Raw genomic sequence first — 25,501 nt, forward strand, 5'->3', positions numbered from 1 at the left:
ACACACCGCCTCGCCACCCGAGAAACGATGCCCGGGGCAGTACCGACACGGAACCGGACCGAGCTCTCCGCTGACAAGTGACCTGCATCACCCCCTGTCGCATCGGAAATTGGCTGCCATGTCACACGGGCGCACACACAGAAGAGGCCTGCCGGCCGGTAAAGCAGAGGCAAAAGACCTGGTCGGAGGGTTGGTAATGATTCCGTAAAGGCCATCGAGCGGCACCTCCTCCCCCATTTCCAGCGCTTGACCCGAAATTGGACAATTGGGACGATTGTTGAAGCGAAGAACATTCTGCGAGCAGGACTCGAGGTCCCTCATCGCGGCAATCCATGCGCGCCGGTCGGTGTGCATCCCCGAGCGCAATACCTGGAGCTTCGATCATGCTGACGAACACCCTGTCCGCCCCCCAGGGCCTTCACCTCGGCACCGCTTTCGAGAGTCTCAGCGGTCAAGTCACCCTGGACGCACCGGACCTGGGGGCCGTGGCGGTCGTAGGTCTCGGGTACGTCGGCCTGCCGACCGCGCTCGGCCTGCTGGCCGCGGGCACCGAAGTGATCGGCATCGACGCGAGCACGGAGCGGCTGGAGGCCGTTCGCGGCGGTGAAGTCGACCTCCTGCCCAGCGACCTCGAGCGGCTGTCGCAGTTCAACGGCGATCCGCGCTTCACCCTCACCGACGACCCGGGCGCACTCGCCCGCGCCCGGACCGTGCTGGTGTGCGTGCCGACCCCGGTGGACCGGCATCTCGCCCCCGACCTGCGGGCGCTGACCGCCGCGGCGGCCACCGTCGTCGAACACGCCGTGCCCGGCCAGCTGCTGATGCTGACCTCCACCACCTACGTCGGTACCACCCATGACCTGCTGACCGAACCGCTGACCGAGCGCGGCTTCACGGTCGGCGAGGACATCTTCGTGGCCTTCTCGCCGGAGCGGATCGACCCCGGCAATGCCCGCCACACCCAGGACACCACCCCGCGCGTGGTCGGCGGCGCCGGCCAGGAGACCGTCGACCGGGCCATCTCCGTGCTGTCCCGCACGGCCTCCTCGGTGTACGTGCTGCCCTCGCCCGAGGCGGCCGAGATGACCAAGCTCTGGGAGAACACCTTCCGCGCGGTCAACATCGCGCTCGCGAACGAGTTCGCCGACAACTGCCGGGTCCTCGGCCTGGACCCGATCCCTGTGATCGAGGCCGCCTCGACCAAGCCGTTCGGCTTCATGCCCTTCTACCCCGGCCCCGGAGTCGGCGGGCACTGCATCCCCTGCGACCCGCACTACCTGCTCTGGCAGCTGCGCGCCGAGCGCAGCACCTCCCCGCTGGTCGAGGCGGCCATGAACGCCATCGCCGGACGCCCGCGCAAGGTGGTGCGCCGGGTGCGTGAGGCGCTGGGTGAGCGCGGCAAGCCGCTCACCGGCGCCCGGATCCTGATCGTCGGCATGGCGTACAAGCCGGGCGTGGAGGACCTGCGGGAATCGCCCGCGCTGGAGATCTTCGACGAACTCGTCCACGAGGGTGCCCGGGTCCGCTTCACCGACTCGATGGTGCGCGCCGCGCGCGTGGCCGGCGGGATCCAGGAGAGCGTGATCGCGCCCGAGGACCACGAGTGGGACCTGGTGCTGGTGCACACCGTGCACCCGGGCGCCGACCTGGCCTGGCTGAACGACCGGGACGACGTTCTCGACGCCACCTACCGGCTGGACTCCGTGAACGCCCGGGAGACCCTGTGAGCGACCTGCGGGCGCCGGGAGCCGCGGACGCGGCCCTCCCGGCGCCCGGGGCAGTGTTGCCCGGGGCGCCGGCAGGCGGCGTACCAGGTCAGGCGACTCCGGCCGGGTCCCGGGACATGACGGTCGCCCCCGCGGGCGAGACCGTCCCGGTGCCTTCCGCCTCGTGCGGACTGATCCTGCCGAACCCGCGCCCCAAGGCGTCCGTGCCGCTGCCGAGGGTCCGCTCGTCCGCCGTCGTGGGCAGACCGCCCGGCCGGCTGACCCGCTGGACGAACCGGATGCAGACCGATGTCCGCTTCGCGGTGCGCCGGGTGCTGGCCATGTTCTGCCTGCTGCCGCTGGGGCTGATCCTGGCCCGCGAGCTCCCGCTGGTGCCGGAGAAACCGCTGGTCATCGGCTACGGCATCACGGTGCTGGTCGGCACCATCGCCATGCTGCAGATCGCGTACAGCCGGTACGACGACCCGTCGGTCCGTACCCTCCGCAGGCGCCCCAAGAACCTCTCGTCCTTCCCGTCCCTGCCGGCCGTGCCGAAGGTGTCCTTCCTGCTCGCGGTCAAGGACGAGGTCGACTACATCGAGAGCTGTGTCCGCTCGATGGCGGGCAGTGACTACCCCGACCTGGAGATCATCGTGATCGACGATCTCTCCGAGGACGGGACACGGGAGATCCTGGACGGGCTGGCGCAGGAGCTCGGCATCACCCTTCTCAAGCTGGACAAGAACCTCGGCAAGAAGCACGCCCTGGTCAGGGGAGCGGGCATCGCGACCGGTGACGTGCTGGCGTTCACGGACTCCGACTGCATTCTGGCACCCGACGCTCTGCGCAAGTGTGTGCAGGCCCTGGTCGACCACCCCGAACTGGGCGCGGTCAGTGGCCACTGCCGGGCACTGAACGTGGACGAGACCCTCTTCACGAAGGCGCAGGACGTCTGGTACGAGGGGCAGTTCCGCGTGGCCAAGGCCGCCGAGTCGGTCTTCGGATCGGTCACCTGTGTCTCCGGTCCTCTGGCGGTCTTCCGCCGGGACGCGGTGTACAACTACTTCCCCGCGTGGGCCGGCGACCGCTTCCTGGGCGCCCCCTTCCGGTTCGCGACCGACCGTCAGCTCACCGGCTATGTACTGGGGCAGCTCTGGGTCGGCAAGAAGCTGAAGAAGCAGTACGCCGACTCTCCTTTCGTCACGGCGCAGGACTATCCCGAGCGCAAGTGGCGCATCGGCTACGTCCAGTCGGCCAAGGTGTGGACCAACGTGCCCGAGCACTTCCGGCCGTTCATGAAGCAGCAGATCCGCTGGAAGAAGAGCTTCATCCGCAACACCTGCTTCACCGGCACCTTCATGTGGCGGCGGGGTGTCGGCCCTTCCTGTCTGTACTACGGGCACGTGCTGTGGGTGATGGCAGCGCCGCTGATGGCCGTACGTCACATGATCTGGTCGCCGATGCAGGGCGGAATCTTCGTGAGCGTGCTGTATCTGAGCGGCGTGGTGCTCAAGGGCAGTATCTGGGGCCTGGCGTTCAAGATCGACAACCCGGGCGACCCCCGCTGGCGCTACCGGCCGCTGATGAGTCTGCTGTCGGCGCTGCTCCTGTCCTGGCTGCTTCCCTACTCCCTCGCGACCATCCGTCGCGGTGTCTGGTCGAGGACTCGATGATGAAGAACTTCCTGCGGCGCAGGACGGTCCGGGTGATCACCGACGTGGTCGCCATCGCGGTGGTCGGCTGCGTCTATCTGATCGTTCTGTCGCGAGGGAACGTGCTCTCATGGCTCTGAAGAGCGAACACCGCGAACCTGTCGGCATCGTCGTGCACGACCACGGGAACGGTCCGGAACCGTGTTTCCGCGGTGACTACGCGGAGAAGGCGGCCCACGACTGCAGCCGTGGCCGCGGCCACGGCTGGGGCCGCGGGTGGACGCAGTGGCCCGTCCGCGTCCTGCTCGGCGCACTCACCCTTTCCGTGGTGGTGGCGTCGGGCGCCGCGGGCATCGAGCGTTACCTCAGCCGGAAGTACATGTCCCCGCAGGCGCCGCTGACCCAGGCGTCCATCACCTCCGCGGACAAGGCCGGCTGGATGAGTCAGGGCCGGGAACTGCCGGACTACGCTCCGCCGGTGGTGCTGACCTTCCACGACGTCAACAAGAACAGCAAGAGCCCGTACGTGCTCACCCCGAAGGCGTTCGACGCCCAGCTGACCGCGCTGGAGAAGGCCGGCTACCGCACCCTGAGCGCGAAGCAGTTCACCAACTACATGAACGGCGGTCCGGTGCCGCGGCGTTCGGTGCTGCTGACCTTCGACGACGGCACCGACGGACTGTGGAAGTACGCCGACCGCATCCTGGCCAAGCACCGGATGCACGGCACGATCTTCCTGATCACCGGGTCGATGGACAAGCACCGCCCCTACTATCTGACCTGGCGCGAGATCGAGCGGATGCACCGGTCGGGCCGCTGGGACTTCCAGAGCCACACCCGCGCCATGCACAGCGTCAAGCCCGTGGACGCCACGGGCAACACGGGCGCGCCGCTGGTGAACCGCCTGTGGCTGAAGGACGAGGGGCGGCGGGAGAACGCGGCCGAGTACCGGGCCCGGGTGCTTCACGACCTCGTCGGCTCCGTCGACGACATCGTCCGCCACGGCATGCCGACCCCGTCGATGTTCGCCGTCCCCTTCTCCGACGGACCGGGTCAGCAGGACGCCGACTCGACGGATTCACAGGCCAGGCATCTGCTCAAGGAGCTCTTCCCGCTCGTGATGACGGACCATTCCAGCGTTCCGCTCACCCCCAGTCGGCGGTCCGCGTCGACGGGCCTCGTCCAGCGTGTCGAGGTCTACGCCCGGACCACTCCCGACCGGATGCTGGAGGACGTCGGGCGGAACGTCCAGGTGCCGGCCCGTGCGCACCGGCCGCTGTTCGAGCCGGAGAACTGGGGTGGGCGCCAGACCACCCGTACGAGCTTCGACGTCTTCCTGGGCAAGGCGCCCTCGACGGCGCAGACCCCCCTGTACGCCAAGGCCGACTACCGGCCGAACAGCAGCGTCGACTGGACGGACTACAGCGCCACCGCGCTCCTCGGATCTCTGGGCAACGGCACCAACCAGGCCGCGCTGGGGGTCCGGACCAACAGCAAGGAACCGATGACCGTGGTGATCACCCGGAACCGGGCGACCCTGCTGGCCAACGGCTACAAGGTGGCTTCGCAGCCTCTGGACCCGAAGTCCGAACACACCGTGACCGTCAGAGTCGGACGGGACACCACCACGGCCTACGTCGACGGCCAGGTGAAACTGAGTCATGTGTCGAACCGGCCGTCCGATCAGCTGTCCGGCGGCATCACCATCCGGTCCGGCATCAACAAGGCCGGAGACCAGTGGCCGGTCTTCAGGTCGCTCGACATCGCGCCGCTCGAGGACGCGTCGCGCCGTGGATGACCAGACGCCGTGGACGACCAGACGCCGTAAACGACCTGACGCCGTCGGGCGGAGCGGGGACGTCTCGTCAGGAACGCCCGCTCAAGTGCCGCTGTTGATCGTGGCGTCGGTCACCGCGCCCTCGCTGACGTTCCACTTGCTCAGGACCTTCCCGTAGGAACCGTCCCGGATGGCGGCGTCCAGGGCCGCCTGGAGCGCGTCCCGGAGTCCGGTGTTCGAACTCGGCACCGCGATGCCGTACGGGCCGGGATCGATCTGCTCGCCGACGACCTCGAAGTCCTTGCCGTCGCCTGCGGTCTTCGCCGCGTAGGCGACCACCGGGTAGTCGGCGACGTCTGCCACCACACCGCCGGCCTTGAGGCGGGCCTGCGCCTCGTCATGGGTGTCGTAGGCCTCGATGCCGATCGGCTCGTCGCACTTCTGGGACTGGAGCAGGTCGTACGCCGTGCTGCCGCTCTGCACGGCCGCCTTCTTGCCACAGAGGTCGGCCGGCGACTCGACGCCTTCCGGATTTCCCTTCTTCACCATGATCGACGATCCGGAGGCGAAGTAGTCGACGAAGTCGATGTCCTCGCCGATCTTCTCCCCGGTGGAGGGGTCCAACCCCTCCTGACGGTCCTTGGTGTCGCTCATCGCGGACATCACGGCGTCATAGTGCTTGGCCCGCAGACCGGTGAGCAGAGTATCGAACGCGCTGTTGGCGAACTCGAACCTCACTCCCAGTTCCCTGCCCATCACGGTGGCGAGGTCGGGGTCGACGCCGACCGGCTTGCCGTTCCGGACGAACTCCATCGGCGGGTAGAGCATGTCCGAGCCGACCTTGACGACACCGGCCTGCCGCACCGACGCCGGGAGTTCGTCGTACAACGGCGCCTTGACCGTGCCGGACGCCGAGGGCGTGACCTTCTTGGGGGTCTGGTCACCGCAACCGCTCAGGGCCAGAGCGGCGGCGCCCGTGATCGCGCCGAGCGCGGCAAGGTGTTTCATCACCGTTATTAGGGCATTTCGCCGCTTCGTGTGTCAACGCGCCGGACTCCTCGCAGGGTGTTGTTCACACCTGCGGCCGAGGCCTCGAGGGACGGGCCCGCCGTGGTCCTCCCGCTCCGACCGCGTCGGATCAGCGGCGGCTTCCCGTCATCGACATCAGCAGGTCGTGGGTCTCGTCGTCGGCGGCCACCACGAGTCCGCGGCCCGACGGCCCGATCGGGGCACCGTCGATCCCGGTGACGACGCAACCGGCGGCCCTGCACAGGGCGATGCCGGCGGCGAAGTGCACGCTCCCGGACAGGTCGCCGCCATCCGTCACGTACGCGGCGCGCTTGCCGGCGGCGACCCAGGCCAGGGCCAGCGTCGTGGACACGACACGGGGCCGGAAGTGTTCCACGAAGGCGGACCGAGCCAGCAGGTCCACAGCCCGGAAGCCGGGCGCGCCAGGGAACGGCGGGTCCAGATTGACGTCCACGAGCCGGGTGGCGGACGTGGGCTCCAGCCGGGCATCGCCGCCGTCCCGCCGTACCCACGCGCTCTCCCCGTCGGTGAAGAAGACCTCACCGGCGAACGGGTCGGCCACCGCGGCGGCACCGCCGCGCAGCGCCACGTTCACGGCCACCAGCATGGTGCCCACGGCGTAGTTCAACGTGCCGCACAACGGATCCACCAGCCACTGGCGCGCGGCCCCCGCCGGGCCCTGCGGCCCGCTCTCCTCGCCGAGCACGGCGTCACCGGGCCGGGCGTCGCGAAGGATCCCCAGGATCGTCCTCTCCGCCTCCACATCCGCGGCGGTCGCGAAGTCTCCGGCGCCCTTGTCGATACGGGTGAGGCGCCGGCCGTACATGGCCCGCACCACGTCCGCGCCGGCACAGGCCGCCGCGGTCGCGACGGCGGCATCGTCCAGTCCCGCATACGAGTTGCTCACGCCCCGCACGATATCGGCGGTGGCTCAGGATCCGTTGCGTCGGCCGGGATCTGTGGGACCGCGGGGCCGATTGTCAGTGGCCGACGCTAGCGTTCGCTGCATAGTCGCACTCCGCCCGGACGCACTGACCTGGGTGAACTGTGCTCTCATCTGGTGTTCTTGACGCGAAAGGCTGTGGCTCGTGGGGTGGCTGTCGGCGGGTGACGGGTATGAAGTCGCCCTGGTGGAAGGGCGGGTGGCAGCACGTGCCACCTCGGGCCGGGCGGCGGGACGGCAGCTGAAATCGCTCCCGCGCACGCTCAAGGACCACCCGGAGGTGGACCGGCTGCGACGGTTCGCCGAGTGGCTCGAACGGCATGCCACGGCGTGTGTGGCACAGGCGGATGCGTGGATGGTGTCGTCGCTGCCCGTACCCACGGGGCTGCTGGCCCGGGTGTGGCCCGACGAGGCCTGGCAGTCCGCGCTGCGCGATCTGGTGGTCGTCGGCGACGACCCCGACGACGTGGGTTTCCTGCGTGGCGCCACCGACACGGGCGAACTGCGGCTGGTGAACCTGGACGGCGAGACCGTCCGGATCGCCCCGCGCACGGTCACGCTTCCGCACCCGGTACTGCTCCCGGACCTGGACGACCTGCGCGACTTCGCGGCCGAACTGGGCATGGCGCAGCGCGTCGAGCAGATCCACCGGGCCATATGGCGCCAGCCCGGGGATCTCCGCGCCAAGGCCACCGAGGTGAGGGACTTCGCCGGGGGTTCGTTCCGCTCCCGCTTCGCGCTCGCCGCACGGGCCAGTTCGCTCGGCTACCGCGTGTCCGGGGGGTACGCGACCGCCCGGGTGCGGGACGGCGGACGCAGCCTCGAATCCTCGGTGTGGATCGGGGAGCCGTACTGGGACAGCGAGGTCGAGACCGGGGCGCTCACCTGGCGGGACCAGGACGGCCGCGCACTGCCGCTGGGCGAGGTGGGACCGGTCGCCTGGTCCGAGGGGATGCGGATGGCCGCGGCGCTGTACGCGGGCCGTGTCATCGAGGAGGGCAAGAACGCATGAGCGGGGGGACGCAGGTGTCGTACGGGGAACTGCTGGCGGCGGGCGCGGTGCTGCCGCCCGACACGGAGAACGCGGGCGAGCAGGGGGTGCCGCTGACGGCGCGGGCGTACCGTCACCCGGGCCTGGACGACCGGGTGGTGGTACGGCTGGTCGCCGGCGAGCTGGGGGAGGCGGAGGACCTGGCCGCCGGATTCCTCGGCCTGGAGCGGGACACCGAGCCCGTCGTCGTCGGGTTCGGGCCGCGCCAGTCGCTGGGCTTTCCCGAATGGGTGCTGGTGCACCACCCGCAGGACGGACACCACGCGCTGCGCGTGGTGCCGGACCTTGAGCGGGCCGCGCGGCAGGTCAAGTCCCGTCCGAAGGCGGCTCTGGACGCCTTCGTGGAACTCGGGGAGCGGCTGGCGGCCTCGGTGCCGCACTTCCTGCCGACGTTCTACGAGCAGGCCGGGCGGGTGTTCCTGGCGGAGGAGAACGCCACCTACGCGGCCCAGCTGTTCACCCGTGCCCGCAAGGCCGAGGCGGAGCACGGTCTGACGGTGCAGGAGGAGCGGCTGGACGCCGTGTTCCTGGAGTTCGCGCTCGCCGGGGCGCTCCCGGTGAAGGTGTTGTCGGCCTACGCCAGGGAGCTGGCGGCGCGCGTGCCGGCCGAGGACGCGCTGCGGCGCTTCACGCGGCTGTGCCTGCGCCGCACGGCGGGCGGGCTGCCGCCGTCGGTGCAGATGGCGAACGACCTGCGCAAGCTGGCCCGGGGGGCCGGCCGGGACGCGAACCTCACCGAGCAGGAGTACGTGTCCGAGCTCCTCACTCTGCCGGCCACCCTGCGGGCGGCGGGCGGCTGGTGGAAGGGGCACCGCACGGCCCTGGTCGCCCTGGCCGCGCGCGAGCCGCGGGTGCGGGGCGCGCTGCTCGATCTGATGCCCGCCGCTCTCGACAGCGACATGCCGGCGATGTGGCTGGAGCTGCTGGAGGCCTCGGGCGCCACCGCGGGGCTGTGGGACGCCTCCCTGCCCGGGGAGCAGCGTCCGCAGGACGGTGCCGCGGGCTGGCTGGAGCGGTTCCTCACCTACCGGGAGCGGGCCCGTTCGTGGCGTGACCCCAGTCGCATGGCCGAGCTGTATCCGCTGGTGGAACGGACGGCGGACCGGTTGCGGACCGAACTCGCCGCGTCCGGCGCCGCGTTGAGGGTCATCGAAGACGTCGACCTGATCGACCTGCTGTTGTCGCTGGACGTTCCGGTGGCCGCCCCGCGGAAGGGCGACGCGCTGCTGCTGACGCAGTGGGCCCTGGGCGAGGGGCGCCGCGACCTGGTGTCACTGGCCGCCGACAGCCGCTTCCACCCGGCCTTCCGCCGGGGCGCGGACCGGTTCGCCAACGACGACCAGTCGCTGCGGGCGATCGCGCTCCTGGCGGCGTCGCCGGGCGGCAGTCCCCTGCTCGCGGACTGGGTGCGCACGGTCGTACGCCGGTTCACCGCGGTGGGCCTGCCCCAGCTGCCCGAGGCGCTGGCCCGGCTGAAGTGGCTGCCCGCCGAGGCGCTGGCGCTGGCGGAGGACGAGGTGCGCGCCGCCGCCGGCACCGACCTCGCACCGGTGCTGGCGCGCACCCTGCGGGCCGGGCTCTTCGACGAACTCGGCTGGCCCGCCTGGGAGGACGCGGTCGCCTCCCTCGTTCCCAAGGCCGACGTCGAGGACGTGGTGGTCGCCGACGCCTGGCCGCACCTCATCGTGGCCGGGGCCGCCCAGGCCCGGGTGATCGGCGCCGAGGGCACGCTCCTCACCCACGACCTGCGGATCCCGTCGAACGGCACCTGGGGCGATCCGGGCTTCCACCACGTGGACGGACAGCTTCTCGTCTACTGGAACGACCGCAACGACGGCCTGCGCGGCTACTGGCACACCCGCCCCGACCGCCCGCAGTCCCTGGAGGGCGCCCGGAACACCCGGGGCACCAGGATGGACTGGTACCAGGGCAACGGACCGATCACCCTGCCTCTGCCCGGCGGCGGCCGCACGACCGGCGGCGGCGTCCTGCACGCCGGGGACACCACCCTGCCCGAGGAGCGCCAACTTCTCTGCGACGGCGTCTCGTACTGGGTGTGGAGCACGGACGGCGGCGCGCACGACTGGCACGAGTACGACCCGGCGACGGGTGAGCTCGGCCGTGCGAGCAGGCCCGCCTTCCTCGCCGACGCCCTGCGGGACGCCCCCGAGGGCAGCACGTTCGGTGGTGGCCGGCTGAGCCCGTCGCCGACCGCCGGCGCCAGCCCTGCCTCCGCGCCCGTGGACGGTCTGGTCGGTCTGCGCGCGGTGAAGCTGCCCGACGGCTCGGTGCGCGCCCAGGATCTGGCCGGTAACACCGTCACCCTGCCCGCGGACGTCGGCCGGCCCTCGACGCTGGTGGTCTTCCCCGGCGCCGAGGAGGCGCGGGCCGTCGTCCGCGACAGCTGGCGCCTCTCCATCGTGGACGCCGACGGCGTGGTCACCTCGGTGGCCAAGACCGACCGCGCGCCCGGAACCTTCGGCGAGGGCTCGCTGCTGCTGCCGCCGGTGCAGTACTGGGAGTGTCTGACAGCCCGCGACCCCGAGGGCTCCGCTTCTCTGCGGCAGATCGACCGCGACACGGCGGCGGCCCTGCTGTCCGCCGCGGGGCAGGAGGACAAGGACGTCCTGCCCGAGGCGATCCGTTCCCTCCTCCCGGTCACCCACGGCGCGCTGGTCGCGGGGATCGCCGGTGTCGTACGGCACGCGGGCGGTCAGCAGGCCGTCCTGGACGCGGTGGCCGCCCGGCTCACCCGCGCACTCGACGGCGGCCCGCAGGAGGAGGGTCCGGCCGGACCGCCGGACAGCGTGCTCCTCGACGCGACGAACGGTCTGAGCGGAAGCACCCGCTCCTGGTGGAACCGGGACAGCGAGTCCGACACCGTCTTCCGTGCCCTGCGCGAGATGAAGCGGGCGGCCCGGCTCCCCGGCACCGCCGTGACGGAGGGACCGGCGGCGCTCCTCCACCTCGACGGACGACGGGTGCCCGTCGGCCTGCCGAGCCTGGAGACGCTGCTCGGCCGGGTGCCCGCGCTGGCCTTCCGGGCAGGCGCATGCACCACCCCCGAGGACCATCGAGCGGCCCTGCACGCGCTGCTCGCCGAGTTCGACGCCCTGGGTCTGGGGCCGGCCGCCAAGCCCTCGCGCTGGCGCAAGGTGGAGCTGCACCTGGGAGCGGGCGTGCTGCGCACGCCGTCGGGCGAATGGCGTGAGGGTGCGTGGAACGGGGTGCTGCCCCTGGGCGGCGGTTCGTTCATCGCCGTGGTGGGACGCCTCTCGCAGGATGAGGACGGCTGCGTCTTCGCCGGCTTCTTCCACGATCCGGCCGGGCGCTTCGAGACCCCGGAGCCCTACACGCTGCGGGCATCGACACCGCTGGGCGAGGACGGGCACGCGGCCCGGCTCGGCGCGTTCCTCGCGGAGCTGTCCGCGCGCGGACCCGCGCCCTGGTTCCCTGAGGCCGCGGAGGAGTTCGCGCGGCTGACGGGCGTCACCGAGACCATGGCCAAGCTGATCGTGGCCGGTCTGCCCCAGGTCGACGTCTACGAACGGTCGTTCCTGACCGCCCAGGCATGCGCGGCCATCGGCGTGAAGGCCGCCGCGGCAGCCGTCGCCAAGGAGGAACTGCACCAGGTGGATCCGGCGATCCGTGCCGCGGTCGTGGCCGCGCTGCTGCCCGCCGAACCCGCCCGCCTGTGGACCGAGGGACCGGACTGGGCCGCCGCGGCCGAGGTCTGGAACAGCAGGATGGGCCGACGGGCCGCCGTACCCGAGGAACTGCTCGGCGACGCCGTGCGCGCCTTCAAGCACGGGCAGTGGAATGTCCGCCAGGCACTGCCCGCACTGCTCGACCCGGCAGGTGAGCCCCGGCTCACCCGTGACCTCGAGTGGGCGGTCGACGGAGACCGGGTCCAGTGCGTCGACAGGAGCGCGGCCGGATTCGACGGACCGGCGCTGCTCGGGTTCGTCGGACTCGCGGCCTGGCTGGCCCACCGGCTGCCGGCCGGCGATCCGATCCGCGCCGCGCTGCCCACGGCGCTCGCCGCCGTACGGGACCGGCTGTCCCACCCCGGACTGATGCTCGACCTCGGGCAGTACATCAGCATCACCGCCTTCCGGAAGACGGCGGGCGCACCGGCCGAGGTCGGCAAGGGCTTCGAGCGGTACGGCGCCGTCGTCCTCGCCACGCACGACGACCAGCCCTCCCCCGCCCTGCGGGTCTCCCTGCTCGACGAGGCGGGCCAGGACCCGTACCTGCCCGCGCTGCGCGTCGACGGCCAGCGCCCCTACCAGGTGGAGGTGGCCCTGCGTCTGGCCCGCTCCGACCGCTTCGAGGCCCTGCTCGCCGATCCGGGCGACCCGCAGGCGGGCGAGCGGGGCAAGGACGGCACCTGGTGGCCGCAGGACCCCAGCCGCTCGGTGCCGGATCTGGTGACGGAGGCCGCCAAGGAGTACGGCCTCGGGGAGGACGCCGCGGCGCTCTATCTGATGCTGCTCGCCATGCCCGACCCGACGGACCGGATGACGGCCCGGTGGACGGGGTGGAAGCCGGCCCGTCTCAAGGCGGCCCGTACCGAACTGGCCGCCACCGACCTGGTGGTGGAGGCCAGCCGCGCCAGGGCCGGGCGTTCACTGTTCCTGCCCGGCGGCTGGGTGGTGCCGAAGGCTCCGCGCGTTCCGCTGGAGCAGTGGAAGCGGCCCCTGTACGACGACCTGCTGTGGCAGGAGGAGGCTCTGCTCGCCGTGATCGTGCCGACCGAACCGGTCGCGGAGCTGTACCGAAGGGTCTGGCAGCAGGTCCAGGAGGGCGGCGGGCCCCGGTTCGCGGAGTTCGAGGTGCGACCGGGCCGCCGCCGCTGACCCACCGCCGGGGCCCTGGCGACCGCCCGGGCCCCGGCACCTTCCGCCCCTCACCACACACGTATTCACCAGACCGCTCACCACCCACGTATTCACCGAACCGCTCACCAACACGTACCTACCGAGCAAGGAACACGCATGACCCCGACCGACACGGCGACGGCCCTTCCGGCGCGGCAGACGCTGCCCGCCGAGGAGCGCCACGCCACCGAACTCGCCTTCCTCGCCGCCCACGACACGGGCCCCCGCCCACCGGGCTGGCGGCTGACACCGCGCGCCGTCATCACCTTCGTGTGCGGCAGCGGCGGCGAGCCCCTCGAACTCCCCGGGCGCCACGACACGCTGCCCGGCCGACTGGTGATCGCCCCCAAGTTCGTCGGCGAACGCGCCCTGGTGGAGCGGTGTGTCGTCACCCTCGCCGGAGAACGCGGTCTCCTGCTGGTCGGTGAGCCGGGCACGGCCAAGTCCATGCTCTCCGAGCTGCTGTCCGCCGCCGTCTGCGGCACCAGCGCGCTGACCGTCCAGGGCACCGCGGGCACCACCGAGGACGCCTTGCGCTACGGGTGGAACTACGCCCTGCTGCTCGCCCAGGGGCCGACACCGACGGCGCTGGTCGACTCCCCGGTGCTGGCCGCCATGCGCGCCGGGCGGGTGGCCCGCGTCGAGGAGATCACCCGCTGTCTTCCCGAGGTCCAGGACGCCCTGGTGTCGATCCTGTCCGACCGGCGGATGAGCGTGCCCGAACTGGCCGGCACCGAGGACGCCCAGGTCGCGGCCACCCCCGGGTTCACCGTCATCGCCACCGCCAACCTCCGCGACCGCGGTGTCTCGGAGATGTCCGCCGCGCTCAAGCGCCGCTTCAACTTCGAGACCGTGCACCCGATCGCCGACGTCGAGGCCGAGACCGCGCTCGTACGGCGGCAGGCGGTCGCGGCCGTGGAGCGGGCGGGTGCCGCCTTCGGCGTCGACGACGCGGTCCTTGACGTGCTGGTCACCGTCTTCCGCGACCTCCGGGCCGGACGGTCCGCGGAGGGCTGGGACGTGGAGCGGCCCGGCACGGTCATGTCGACGGCCGAGGCGGTGCAGGTGGCGGTCTCCCTCGGAGTGGCCGCCGCCTACCTTCCCGGGGCCGACACCCTCGACCTGGTCCCCGGTCACCTGCTGGGCGTCGTCCGCAAGGACGACCCCGCCGACCACGCGCGGCTGCTCGGCTACTGGGACGGTCCGGTGCGCCGCCGCGCCGAGGACGGTTCAGCGCTGTGGCGTCGGCTCTGGGACCTGCGGGAGAACCTCCGGTGACGTACACCCAGGATCCACGGGCGGCCCTCGCCGCCCTCGCCGGCTCCGTGGCGCCGTACCTGCTCGGCGTACGACACCACAGCCCGGCACTCGCCGCAGCGGTGCCCGCCCTTCTCGACGCGTCCGGGGCGGAGGTCGTGTGCGTGGAGCTGCCCGCCGACTTCCAGCCGTGGCTGCCCCATCTGGGCGCGCCGGGTACCGTCGCGCCGGTCGCGCTCGCCGGGGCGGGTGAGAACGGTCGGCTCGGCTTCTATCCGTTCGCCGACTTCTCCCCCGAGCTGGCCGCGGTCCGCTGGGCACGGGACCGCGGGGCGGACGTCGTGTGCTGCGACCTGCCGATGTCCGATCCCCTGTGGACCGCGGAGGGTCCCCTCCCGTCGGGTGACACGCGGACCGCGGTCGCCGAGGAGGCGCCCGTGGGTGTGTCCGTCTCCTTCGGGAACGCTCTCGCCGCGTCCGGGACCGGCCGTGACGGTGACGATCTGTGGGACCGATGCGTGGAGGTCCTCGCCCCGGGATCCGCCCCCGAGGCGATCCGCCGCGCCGCGCTCGGTGTCGGCTGGGCACTGCGCAGCGACGCCGAGGCCTCGGGCGGCACACCGGCGCTGGACCTGGCCCGTGAGGCCCACATGCGCGAGACGATCGCCCGCGCCGCCCATGACGGGCGCCGGGTCGCGGCCGTCGTCGGCGCGTTCCACGCCCCGGCGCTGACGGCGACCGCCGCCGCACCCGGCACGGGTCCGGGTGTCGCCGACGAGGGGGCGGCGCCGCTGGATCGCGGTGCCGGCACGAAGGATCCGGAGGTCGTCACCTCCCTCGTCCCCTACGCCTTCGATCTGCTGGACTCCCGCTCCGGCTACCCGGCCGGCATCCGGGACCCGCGCTGGCAGCAGGCGGTGTTCCGGGCCGGCGGCGACCCCGAGCGGGTGCGGGACGCGGCCGCCCGAGCGGTCACCGACGTGTGCCGGGAACTGCGAGCGGCCGGGCACCCCGCCGGAACGGGCGAGGCCGCCGAGACCCTGCGGATGGCGGGCGACCTAGCGCGCGTACGCGGACTCGCTGCACCCGGGCGGGGCGAGGTCGTCGAGGCGCTGACGAGCGTGATGGGCCAGGGCGAACCGCTCGGGCGCGGCCGGGCCCTCGCGCGGGCGCTCGAAGTGGTCCTGGTCGGCACCGAGCGGGGCCGGATCGCACCGGGCACACCCCGCTCCGGGCTCGGCCCCTGCGTGGAGGCGGAGGTCTCCGCGCTGCGGCTGCCCGGCCCCGACGACCCCGCGGCGCGCGAGCTACGGCTCGATCCGCTCCGCTCCGCCCTCGACGGCCGCCGCGAAGTCCTGCTCCAGCGCCTCGCCGTGTGCGGTGCGGGCTACGGCGAGACCGTGGCGGTGGCCGGTACGGGCGACGCGGCCGCGCTGACGACCCGCTGGCGGGTGTCATGGACACCGGCCGTCCCCGTACGGCTGGACCTGGCCGGGATGCGGGGCGTGACCCCGGCCCTGGCCGCCGAGGGCACCCTGCGGGAGACCTTCCGCCGGGAGTCCGCGGACGGCGGGCCCACCTGCGCCCACGTCCTCGCGGCACTCGGCGCCGCCGCCCGCTGCGATCTGCCCTCGCTGGTGTCGGAGCGGCTCGCCGACGCCGCCGCACTGTTCCCCGCGACGGCCACCCTCCCCGAACTCCTGTCCGCACTCGATCTGTTGGAGGCTCTGTGCCGCGGCCATCTGCCCGGCACCGGCCCGGACACCCGGCAGGCCGCCGCCGAACTGGCCACCGATCTGCTGGAGTCGGCGGTCCGCACCCTGCCCGGGCTGGCGGGCAGCGACCGGCCGGAGGACACGGCCGCGCTGATCGAACTGGCCTCGCGTGCCGGTGAACACCGCCTCGGACTGCGGATGGACGACGCCCTCGGCACCCTCGCCCGCACCGGCTCACCCCTCGTCCAGGGCGCCGCGCTGGCCGCCCGGGTGCTGCTCGACCTCGACGACGCCACCGTCCTCGGCGCACGGACAGCGGGCTGGATCGACACGGCCACCGGCCCTGAGTTGCGGCATGCGCTGGGCCGCCGCCTCGGCGGACTGCTCGGCGGCGCGGCCGCGCTCCTCCAGTCGGCACCGACGGCACTCGACCCGCTTCTCGACCGCGTCGACACCCTCACCGACCAGGACTTCCTCGACCGGCTGCCCGCCCTGCGCGCGGGCTTCGACACACTCACCCCCGCAGGCCGCGACCGACTCCTGCACACGATCACCGAGCGGCTCGGTGACCGACTCGACCTGTCGCTCACCGCCTCGCCGCGACTCCTCGCGCTGTGGACGGCCGCGGACGCCGCGGGACGCGCGGCCCTGCGCGCGCTGGACCTGCCCTCGGGGACGGACGCCGCTCAAGCGGAGGACCCCGGGATCCGCGCGGTCCCCGGCCGTCCCGAAACGGCCGAGCACCCCGCGTCCGCACCCTTCGCACCGACGCACTCGGCGGCCACAGCCGCCACCACAGCACCGTCCGCCCCGCTCCGGATCACTCCCACCGACCGCTGGCGGCTGCTGCTCGGCCGGGAGACCGACAAGCTCCCGCAGCACGCCCGCCGCTACGCGCACGCGCTCGACGAGCTGTACGGCACCGGCCGCGGTGAAGGCTCCGCCGACCTCGGCCGGGAGGACGCGTCCCCGGGCCAGGGCGGTGGCCGCGAGGCGTCCTTCCCCACGGCCCGCGACTGGGCCGAGGAACTGGAGGCGCTGTTCGGAGCACAGGTCCGGGAGGAGGTGCTCGCCCGCGCCGCCGACCAGGGCCGCAGCGACGTACTGGCCGAACTCGACCCCGCCGCGGTCCGTCCGTCGGTCGATCTGCTGACCTCGGTGCTGTCCCTCGCCGGCGGGATGCCCGAGAAGCAACTGGCCGGCCTGCGTCCCCTCGTACGGCGTCTGGTCGATGAACTGGCCAAGGAACTCGCGACCCGGATGCGCCCGGCCCTCACCGGGCTCGCGACGCCCCGCCCCACCAGGCGGCCCGGCGGCCGGCTCGACCTGCCGCGCACCCTGCGGGCCAACCTCGCCCACGCGCGCCGCACGGCCGACGGACGAACCGTGGTGGTGCCGGAGCGGCCGGTGTTCAGCACCCGCTCGCGCAAGGAGGCCGACTGGCGCCTGATCCTCGTGGTCGACGTGTCCGGGTCGATGGAGGCCTCCGTCATCTGGTCGGCCCTGACGGCGGCCGTCCTGGGCGGCGTCCCCACCCTGTCCACCCACTTCCTCGCGTTCTCGACGGAGGTGATCGACCTGACGGACCGGGTCGACGACCCGCTCTCGCTGCTCCTGGAGGTACGGGTCGGCGGCGGCACCCACATCGCGGCCGGGCTCAGCCACGCGCGTTCCCTGGTCACGGTGCCCAGCCGGACGCTCGTGGTCGTGGTGAGCGACTTCGAGGAGGGCTACCCGCTGGGCGGCCTCCTCGGTGAGGTATGGGCCCTGGCGGGCTCCGGGGTGCATCTGATGGGATGCGCCGCCCTCGACGACACCGGCAACCCGCGCTACTCGGTGCCCGTCGCACAGCAACTCGTCGCGGCCGGCATGCCCGTCGCCGCGCTCAGTCCCCTCGCCCTCGCCCGCTGGGTGGGCGACCGTCTCCGCGGAGATGCCCGATGAACGCCGAACTGCCCCTGGTGGCGGCCGATGTGGTCGCCTCCGCCGTGGAGGGCCTGACGAGCAGGCTGCGCAAGAAGCTGGACGCCGCGATCGCGTCGTACGCGGCCCTGCCTGTCCTCGCCGACGGCACGGTCCTGCGCGTGCGGTGCGGTGAGGACGCTGAGGTCGCTCTCGCCCCGGGCCCGTCAGGCGCCGTCACGGACGCGGGCCAGGTGGTGTGCAGCTGTCTGCTCGCCCCCAGGTGCCTGCACAGGGCCGCCGTCCTCGGCGCCTGCCCACTGGCCGATGCGGACGCCGATCCGGACGCCGAAGCGGGGACCGCGGACCACGGCGCCCCGCAGGAGAGCTCCGAGACGGGTGCCGACACGGCCCTCGGCGCTGCGACCACCAGGGCTCCCGTCGCCCCGCCCGCCACCGTTCCCGGGGCGGCGCCCATCGCTGTTCCCGCGGCATCGCCCAGCGCAGTTCCCGGGGTGGCGCACACCGCCGCTGCCATCGCGTCGCACACCGCAGATGCCGTCAACACAGAAACCGTCACCGAGCCCGGGGAGGCCGTCTCCCTCACCGAGGCCCAGCTGGCCGCCGCGTCCGACCTGTGGACGGCGGCCGCCGCGCTGCTCGCCGCCGGGGTGCCCGCCGCGGGCGCGGTTCCCCAGGCCGGGTTGCTGCGGGCCGCGCACACGGCCCGGCTCGCCGGGCTGCACCGCGCCGAGGCAGCCGCGCTGCGGGTCGTACGAGGGCTGCGCGGCGCGCGTGCCCGCGATGACGGCCACCGGCTGGCCGACCTCGTCGCGCAGGTCCGGGAACTGCTCCTCACCACGGCCCTGTTGGGCGCGGGAACCCCAGGGCCGGCGCTGATCGGCACCGCCCGCCGCGCCTACCGGCCGGGCGGCGGCAGCCTGCGGGTCCACGGGGTCTGCAGCGAGCCGGTGATCGCCGCCACCGGCTACAGCGGCGTCGTCACCCATGTCGTCTCCGACGACGGACACTGGTTCTCGGTCGCCGACGTCAAGCCCGGTGGACCGGCTCGTGCCCAGGGCGCGGCCACAGCGACCGTGGCGCTCGGCTCGGGAAACCTCGATCACGCCCAGCTCGCCCGCGGGGGGATGCTGATCTCCGGCGCGACGGTGTCCGAGGACGGCCGCCTCGGCTCCGGCAAGGGGGTACGGGCGACTCCGCTCACCGGTGGGTCGTGGGCCTCGGGTCCGCTCGCCGCGCTGTTCGCCCGTCCGCTCGCCGAAGCTGTCGCCGAGCGGTTGACCGTGGCGCCCGACGCCGACCCGGAGCGCACCGAGCAGGCCGCGCGCGAGCTGGTCGGCTGCGACCTCGTCCTCGTCGGGGCGGCCGGGGATCACTTGATCGCCCGGGAGCTGCCCCCCGGACGACCGGACACCGAGGGCGTCCTGATGCGGCTGGTCCCGGCCCACGGCCACCCCGGCCTCGCCCACACGGCCAACTTCCGACGGCTCGCTTCCCGACCGGGACTGCGGCTGCGGGTCATCGGCCGCCTGGACCCGGAGCGTGCCGCCACGCTCCGCCCGCTGGCCGTCGCCCCGCTGCCGGGGACCGAGGCGACACTGCGGCTGCCCGCGGAGTGGCAGGGCCACGCCGACCTGGGCTACAACCGGCTGGAGGGCGCGCACTTCCCGCCGGAGGACGTCGTAGCGGCCACCACCGTGCCCGCTGTGGACGGCCCGGGCGACGAAGCGCCGGACCCGCTGGCGCAGGCGCCGCTGTGGCGGCTGCGGCGGCTGGTCGAGGTCGCCGTGTCGGGTGGCCGCAGAGCCGTCGCGGAACCCGCGCGCGACGGCGATCTGCGCGGGGACGGTGCGGCCTTGCGACGCGGTGGTTTCCCTACGGCGGCGGACCTGGCGGCCGGTCTCACGGCGGAGGCCGACCGGCGCACCCGTGACGTCTTCGGCCGCACCGGTGGCTCCGACCCGGACCGCTACGCACGGGCCTGGCTCGCCGCGGCCGTCTATCTGGCCGACGTCGAACGGGCCTTGGTGCGGGCCACCTGGCAGCCGGGGGCCACCGGTTCCTGATCAGCCGTTCTGCCGTGGCAGGCGCACCACCTGGACGAAGAAGTCGTCGATCTGGCGGACGGCCGCGATGAACTGGTCCAGATCGACCGGCTTGGTGACATAGGCGTTGGCGTGCAGTTTGTAGCTGCGCAGGATGTCCTCCTCGGCCGCCGAGGTGGTGAGGACGACGACCGGGATGTGGGACAGGGCCGGATCCGACTTGATCTTCTCCAGGACCTGGCGGCCGTCGTACTTGGGCAGGTTGAGGTCGAGGAGGATCAGGTCGGGCCGCGGTGCGTCGGCGTGGGCGGCGCGCCGGTAGAGGAAGTCGAGTGCCTCCTCGCCGTCGCGGACGACGTGCAGGGTATTGCCTATCTTGTTGTCCTCGAACGCCTCCCGGGTCATCAGCTCGTCGCCCGGGTCGTCCTCGACGAGGAGGACGTTGATGGGGGTGCCGGCGGGAGTCGTCATATCAGGGCCTTGTCCTCGGTGCTGTCGTGAAGGGCGTCCGCCGTGTCGGCGGACGGGAGGGTGAAGCAGAAGCGCGTGCCGTCGGTGTGGGTGGTGTCGATCCAGATGCGGCCGCCGTGGTATTCGACGATCTTCTTGCACAGCGCGAGGCCGATGCCGGTTCCACCGTAGGCATCGCGGGCGTGCAGCCGCTGGAAGATGACGAAGACCTTGTCCTCGAACTCACCGGGAATGCCGATGCCGTTGTCGGTGACACAGAAGCGCCAGGCGCCGGAGTCCTCCGGGTCTCGCTCACAGGTGATGCGGACGTGTGGCGGGCGGTCGGGGTGGCGGAACTTGACGGCGTTGCCGACCAGGTTCTGCCAGAGCATCGTGGCCAGGGTCGGATCCCCGACGACCCGGGGCAGTTCGTCCGGCCGGTCGATGCGCGCGCCGCTGTCGGTGACCGAACTCTCCAGATTGGCCAGTGCCTTGCTGAGCGCCTGGTCCAGGTCGACGGGAAGGCGGGCGTCGTTGACGCGGCCCACGCGGGAGAAGGTGAGCAGGTCGTTGATGAGGACCTGCATGCGTTTGGCGCCGTCCACGGCGAAGTCGATGTACTGCCGTGCGCGGTCGTCCAGTTGGTCGCTGTAGCGCTTCTCCAGCAGTTGGCAGAACGAGGCCACCTTGCGCAGGGGTTCCTGGAGATCGTGGGAGGCCACGTAGGCGAACTGTTCGAGTTCGGCGTTGGAGCGGCGCAACTCCACGGCCTGTGCGTCGAGGTCGGCGGTCTGCCGGGTGAGGATCTCCCGCTGCTCCCGGGAGGAGCCCAGCTCGGCGACGATCCGCTGGCGCATGTTCTCGACGTCGTCTGCCACGGCGGTGAGGTCGACGGGCCCGCCACCGGTGATGACATGGTCGAAGTCGCCCTGTGCCACCCGGCGTGTGGCGATCCGCAGGTGGTCCAGCGGGCGTGTCACCAGGACGCGGATCAGGATCGTCAGCACCACACCGGTCAGCAGGAACACGACGACCATGGCGATGAGCACCGCGTCGCGGACCTTCCGCGAGGACTCCAGCTGGTCTCGGCCCTCCTCGACCGCCGTCGCCAGTCCGGCGATCTGCTGGGCCGACGCGCCGCGGATACGGTCGAAGGACTTCTTGCCGCGTTCGGCGGTCGCGGAGTCGATCGTGCGGGGCTCGCCCGGTGTGACGCCGTCCACGAGGGGTTCGGCGTAGGCGCGCCGCCAGTCGGCCGCCCGCTTCTCGACCGTCTCCAGTTCGCGGAGCAGTTCGGGTCGGTCACCGATGAGGGCGCGCATCCGGGCGACGGCGCGGGCCTCGTCCTTCCGGCCCTGCACATACGGCTCCAGGAACCGGCGGTCGGCCGCGATGGCGTACCCGCGGATTCCCGTCTCCTGGTTCACCAGGGCCGACTGCAGCCGGTAGGCCTCCGTCTGCGCGGGCTCGACGTCCATGAGCAGATGGTCGGTGACCGAGGTCGTGCTCCGGAGAAGCCCCGCGCCGATCCCCGCGCCCACGACCACCAGCAGCGCCATGAACGCCAGTACCAGCCTGATCCAGCCCTGTACCGTCAGCCGTCGTCCGGCCCACCACCCGCCGGTCATGTTCCGTGTCCCGTCCTCGAAGTCACTGTTCTCCCGCACGTTCTTCACACCCGTCGGCCCCAGCGCAGATGGAGCACGGCGACGTCGTCGGCCAGGCCGCCCTGCGTCTCGGCCAGTGCCTCGGCACCGTCGATGAGTCCGTCGACGAACGCGTCCGGGGGCAGACCGTCCAGTTCACGGGCCATCGCCAGCAGTCCCTCCTCGCCCAGCCGCTCCGTGCCGCGGCCGACACGCCCCTCGAACAGGCCGTCGGTGAACAGCACCATCGCCGCGCCCTCGGGGAGCTCCAGTTCCTCGACGGGCCAGCGTGCTCCGCCCGGAATGATGCCGAGCGCCGGGCCGCCCGGGACCTCCACCCACTCGACGCCGCCGGTCCCGCACAGCAGCACGCCGTGATGGCCCGCCCGCACCATCCGGACGCGTCGCCGGCCGGGGCCGACGCTGAGTACGACCAGGGTGGCGAAGACCCCGTTCCTGGCCCGCTCGGCCATGAGGATCTCCTCGAGCCGGCCCACCTGGTCGGCACCGGTGACGCCGCTGAGCACCAGGGTGCGCCAGGCTATGCGCAGCGCGACCCCGAGGGCGGCCTCGTCCGGACCGTGTCCGGAGACGTCACCGATCAGGGCGTGCACGGTGCCGTCGGCGCTCTGCACGATGTCGTAGAAGTCCCCGCCCAGCAGCGCGTGCGCGCGGCCGGGCCGGTATCGGGTCACGACCTCCACGCCGTCGCCGCGCAGCAGGGGGCGCGGTAGCAGCCCCCGTTCCAGGCGGGCGTTCTCCCGGGCCTGCATCTGGCTGGCCTGCAACGCCACGGCGTCGCGCTCGGCCTGCTTGCGCTGGATCGCGTAGCGCACCGCCCGTCCGAACAGCTCCGGTTCGACCCGGCCCTTGACCAGGTAGTCCTGTGCGCCGGCGGCCACGGCCGCCAGACCGGTTCCCTCCTCGGCGAGTCCGGTCAGGACCACGACGGCGACGTGTTCGGCACGCTCGCGCACCCTCGACACCGCTTCCAGGCCCTGCGCGTCCGGGAGGTGCAGGTCGAGCAGCACACAGTCGGGGACCTCGGACGCGAGCACGTCACAGGCTTCTGCCATCGAACGCACCCAGCGCAGACGCATGCCGAGTGCGCTGTCGGCGACCATCTCCTCCACGAGCAGCGCGTCGCCCGGGTCGTCCTCGACGAGCAGCACCGACGGCTCTTCCGTCCCCCAGGCCGCGGCGCGGTCCAACTCGGGCGAAGCCACGCCGGCAGCCCCGGGCTGCGACGTCATCATTGAATGAACCCCCACACCCGCCACCACTCCGCCGCTTCATGACGGACAACTACGCGAGCATACTCACGCTCGCATCGGCATACGCTCACAGGACTTCTGTTCGTAACTCCGCGCCTGGGTCGGCGTCGGCGACGATGAACGATCTCTCTCCGCGAGGGTGGCCGGAGCCGCGTACATGTCGGTCGGCCTCCGACGCATCCGCCCCGCCGACCGTCGCGGCGGCGGAATTTCGTTGCCGTGCCGGACGGGAGGGCTCAGACTCGGCGCATGACCGACATGGGGGCGTTCCGGGAGTCCGTCACCGCCTGGGCGGCCGGTGGCCCCGGTGACCTCGCGCGCGAGCTGGCCGCACGGCTGTCCGTGAGGACGGTCGTTCTGCTCGAAGGGCCGAGCGATCTCGCGGCGGTCGACGCGCTCGCCGCGAGCCGCGGCCGGGATCTGGAGGCCGAAGGAGTCTGTGTCCTGGCGATGAACGGTGCCATGAGCGTGGGCCGTTTCGCCCGCCTCCTCGGACCCTCGGGCCTGGGCCTGCGTCTCACGGGATTGTGCGACGAGGCGGAACGGGGCTACTACGCCCGCGCCTTGGAACAGGACGGTCCGGAGGGGAACACTGCGCGGCCACAGGAGTTCTTCGTCTGCGCGGCGGATCTGGAGGACGAGCTCATCCGCGCTCTGGGCGTGTCCCGGGTGGAGGAGCTCGTCGGGGCGGAGGGTGATCTGCGCGCCCTGAGGACCTTCGTTCGTCAGCCGGCACAGCACGGCCGTTCCTCCCAGCGGCAGTTGAGGCGCTTCCTCGGGACGAAGAAGGGTCGCAAGATCCACTACGGCCGTGTCCTCGTCGAGGCCCTCTCCCCCGACCACGTACCCGCTCCGCTCGACGCCTTGCTCGCCGCGGTGTGAGCGCTCCGGACGGCTCACAGACCCGTTCTTCTCAGTGACTCGGTCACATCGATGCCTGGGGTCTGGGGTCACATCGATGTCGGTCCGGGGTCACGGATTCGCCCACGCCGTAGGCATGTTCCGGCGAACGGGCGATGATTGCCGTCATGCCCTTGTCGACCGCGTTCACGACGTTGTTCGGTGTCGAGCACCCCATCGCCCTGGCTCCCATGGGCGGATCGGCCGGCGGCGAGCTGGCGGCGGCCGTCTCGCGCGGGGGCGGACTCGGCCTGCTCGGCGCCGGTGGGGGAGATCCGGACTGGCTGGCGCGTGAGCTGCCGATCGTGGCGGGGGCCGGGAAACCGTGGGGCGTGGGGTTCCAGACCTGGGCGGCCGGCGCGGCCGTGATCGAGCAGGCGCTGGAGTACGGCCCGGCGGCCGTGATGTTCTCCTTCGGCGATCCGAGCCCGTACACCGAACGGGTCCGTGAGGCCGGCGCGGCCGTGATCATCCAGGTCACCGATCTCGACGAAGCCGGACAGGCCGTGGAACTCGGGGCCGACGTCATCGTGGCGCAGGGCACCGAGAGCGGCGGGCACGGCGGTCGGCACGGGCGGTCGACGCTCCCCTTCGTACCCGTCGTCGTGGACATGGCCGAGGGCGTGCCGGTGCTGGCGGCCGGCGGGATCGCGGACGGCCGGGGTGTCGCGGCCGTTCTGGCCCTGGGCGCCGCCGGGGCGGTCATCGGCACCCGCTTCCAGGCCACGGCCGAGTCCCTCGTGGATCCCGCGACGGCCAAGGCACTCGTGGACGGACGCGGACAGGACACGGAGCGAAACCGCATCCTCGACATCGCGCGGAGTTCCCGATGGCCGTCGAAGTACACGGCCCGCACCCTGGGTCACCCGTATCTCGACCGGTGGCGGGGCCGGGAGACAGAACTCGCGACGGACCCCGCGGCGGCACGCCTTGCCTATCAGGCCGATGTGGCGAGCGGGAATGTGCCCGCACAGCCCGTCTGGGCGGGTGAGGGCGTCGACCTCGTGACCGACCTGCCACCTGCGGCCGATCTTGTCGCCGCCCTGGCCTCCGAGGCCGGACAGGCCCTGGCCCGAGCGGGACGCGGCTGACCGGAGCACTGCTCCAGGACCTGACGGTCCGCCATCACTGCCGGGAAGACCTCGGCCTCCTCACACACCACACCGAGCACGACTTCGCGAAAGACGGGAAGTCGCCCTGACGGAATGTCACCATTGCCCGGGAAACTGTTCGGGCCCGCCTTCCGGCCCCCG

16 protein-coding genes are annotated in these 25,501 nt (G+C 72.4%); 11 read left to right on the forward strand and 5 right to left on the reverse strand.

Annotated features, from left to right (window positions below; all coding sequences use genetic code 11):
- Nucleotides 1–383: 383 nt before the first annotated feature.
- From OG485_RS02955 to OG485_RS02970, 4 genes are all read left to right on the forward strand, one after another.
- Nucleotides 384–1,727: a nucleotide sugar dehydrogenase gene (locus OG485_RS02955; RefSeq protein ID WP_328664155.1), complete on the forward strand. Its 1,344-nt coding sequence runs from the start codon at nt 384–386 to the stop codon at nt 1,725–1,727.
- A gap of 116 nt (nt 1,728–1,843) precedes the next feature.
- Nucleotides 1,844–3,379 (forward strand): glycosyltransferase family 2 protein, encoded by a 1,536-nt coding sequence (locus OG485_RS02960; RefSeq protein WP_328664157.1) that lies wholly within the window; start codon nt 1,844–1,846, stop codon nt 3,377–3,379.
- Entirely contained in the window at nt 3,376–3,498 is a 123-nt protein-coding gene (locus OG485_RS02965; RefSeq protein ID WP_328664159.1) for a hypothetical protein, read from the forward strand. Before OG485_RS02960 ends, OG485_RS02965 begins: the two co-directional genes overlap by 4 nt.
- The gene (locus tag OG485_RS02970; RefSeq protein ID WP_328664162.1) at nt 3,489–5,156 is read left to right on the forward strand and encodes a polysaccharide deacetylase family protein; all 1,668 of its coding nucleotides are present in this window, start codon (nt 3,489–3,491) and stop codon (nt 5,154–5,156) included. The genes OG485_RS02965 and OG485_RS02970 overlap by 10 nt, the downstream gene beginning before the upstream one ends.
- An 81-nt stretch (nt 5,157–5,237) precedes the next feature.
- Here OG485_RS02970 and OG485_RS02975 read toward each other — a convergent pair whose 3' ends face one another.
- A complete protein-coding gene (locus OG485_RS02975; protein ID WP_328664165.1) occupies nt 5,238–6,143 on the reverse strand; it encodes a transporter substrate-binding domain-containing protein in 906 nt (301 codons plus the stop codon).
- Between the two features lie 130 nt (nt 6,144–6,273).
- Complete coding sequence (locus OG485_RS02980) at nt 6,274–7,071, reverse strand: inositol monophosphatase family protein (RefSeq protein ID WP_328664167.1); 798 nt, start codon at nt 7,069–7,071, stop codon at nt 6,274–6,276.
- Nucleotides 7,072–7,252: 181 nt separating this feature from the next.
- On the opposite strand from OG485_RS02980, the gene OG485_RS02985 reads away from it, so the two are divergent.
- The 5 genes from OG485_RS02985 (at nt 7,253) to OG485_RS03005 (ending at nt 19,999) form a co-directional block, all read left to right on the forward strand.
- A complete protein-coding gene (locus tag OG485_RS02985; protein WP_328664168.1) occupies nt 7,253–8,119 on the forward strand; it encodes a DUF4132 domain-containing protein in 867 nt (288 codons plus the stop codon).
- On the forward strand, nt 8,116–13,017 hold the full coding sequence (locus OG485_RS02990) for a DNA-binding protein (protein ID WP_328664170.1): 4,902 nt from the start codon (nt 8,116–8,118) through the stop codon (nt 13,015–13,017). The genes OG485_RS02985 and OG485_RS02990 overlap by 4 nt, the downstream gene beginning before the upstream one ends.
- 138 nt (nt 13,018–13,155) lie before the next feature.
- Nucleotides 13,156–14,316 (forward strand): ATP-binding protein, encoded by a 1,161-nt coding sequence (locus OG485_RS02995; protein WP_328664172.1) that lies wholly within the window; start codon nt 13,156–13,158, stop codon nt 14,314–14,316.
- Nucleotides 14,313–17,954: a vWA domain-containing protein gene (locus OG485_RS03000; RefSeq protein WP_328664173.1), complete on the forward strand. Its 3,642-nt coding sequence runs from the start codon at nt 14,313–14,315 to the stop codon at nt 17,952–17,954. The genes OG485_RS02995 and OG485_RS03000 overlap by 4 nt, the downstream gene beginning before the upstream one ends.
- Complete coding sequence (locus OG485_RS03005) at nt 17,951–19,999, forward strand: hypothetical protein (RefSeq protein WP_328664175.1); 2,049 nt, start codon at nt 17,951–17,953, stop codon at nt 19,997–19,999. The genes OG485_RS03000 and OG485_RS03005 overlap by 4 nt, the downstream gene beginning before the upstream one ends.
- Here OG485_RS03005 and OG485_RS03010 read toward each other — a convergent pair whose 3' ends face one another.
- The 3 genes from OG485_RS03010 to OG485_RS03020 are packed head-to-tail and all read right to left on the reverse strand — an operon-like array spanning nt 20,000 to nt 23,327.
- On the reverse strand, nt 20,000–20,449 hold the full coding sequence (locus OG485_RS03010) for a response regulator (protein WP_328664177.1): 450 nt from the start codon (nt 20,447–20,449) through the stop codon (nt 20,000–20,002). It abuts the gene before it with no gap.
- Nucleotides 20,446–22,056 carry a sensor histidine kinase gene (locus tag OG485_RS03015; protein WP_328674224.1) on the reverse strand — a complete coding sequence of 537 codons (1,611 nt, stop codon included), beginning with the start codon at nt 22,054–22,056 and terminating at the stop codon, nt 20,446–20,448. Before OG485_RS03015 ends, OG485_RS03010 begins: the two co-directional genes overlap by 4 nt.
- Before the next feature lie 44 nt (nt 22,057–22,100).
- Entirely contained in the window at nt 22,101–23,327 is a 1,227-nt protein-coding gene (locus tag OG485_RS03020; RefSeq protein ID WP_443048895.1) for a PP2C family protein-serine/threonine phosphatase, read from the reverse strand.
- Between the two features lie 270 nt (nt 23,328–23,597).
- Between OG485_RS03020 and OG485_RS03025 the strand changes: the two genes are divergently transcribed.
- Complete coding sequence (locus OG485_RS03025) at nt 23,598–24,230, forward strand: TOPRIM nucleotidyl transferase/hydrolase domain-containing protein (RefSeq protein ID WP_328664180.1); 633 nt, start codon at nt 23,598–23,600, stop codon at nt 24,228–24,230.
- Between the two features lie 146 nt (nt 24,231–24,376).
- Complete coding sequence (locus OG485_RS03030) at nt 24,377–25,339, forward strand: NAD(P)H-dependent flavin oxidoreductase (protein ID WP_328664182.1); 963 nt, start codon at nt 24,377–24,379, stop codon at nt 25,337–25,339.
- Nucleotides 25,340–25,501: the final 162 nt, after the last annotated feature.

It is taken from the genome of Streptomyces sp. NBC_00328, from assembly GCF_036139655.1.
GTDB lineage: Bacteria > Actinomycetota > Actinomycetes > Streptomycetales > Streptomycetaceae > Streptomyces.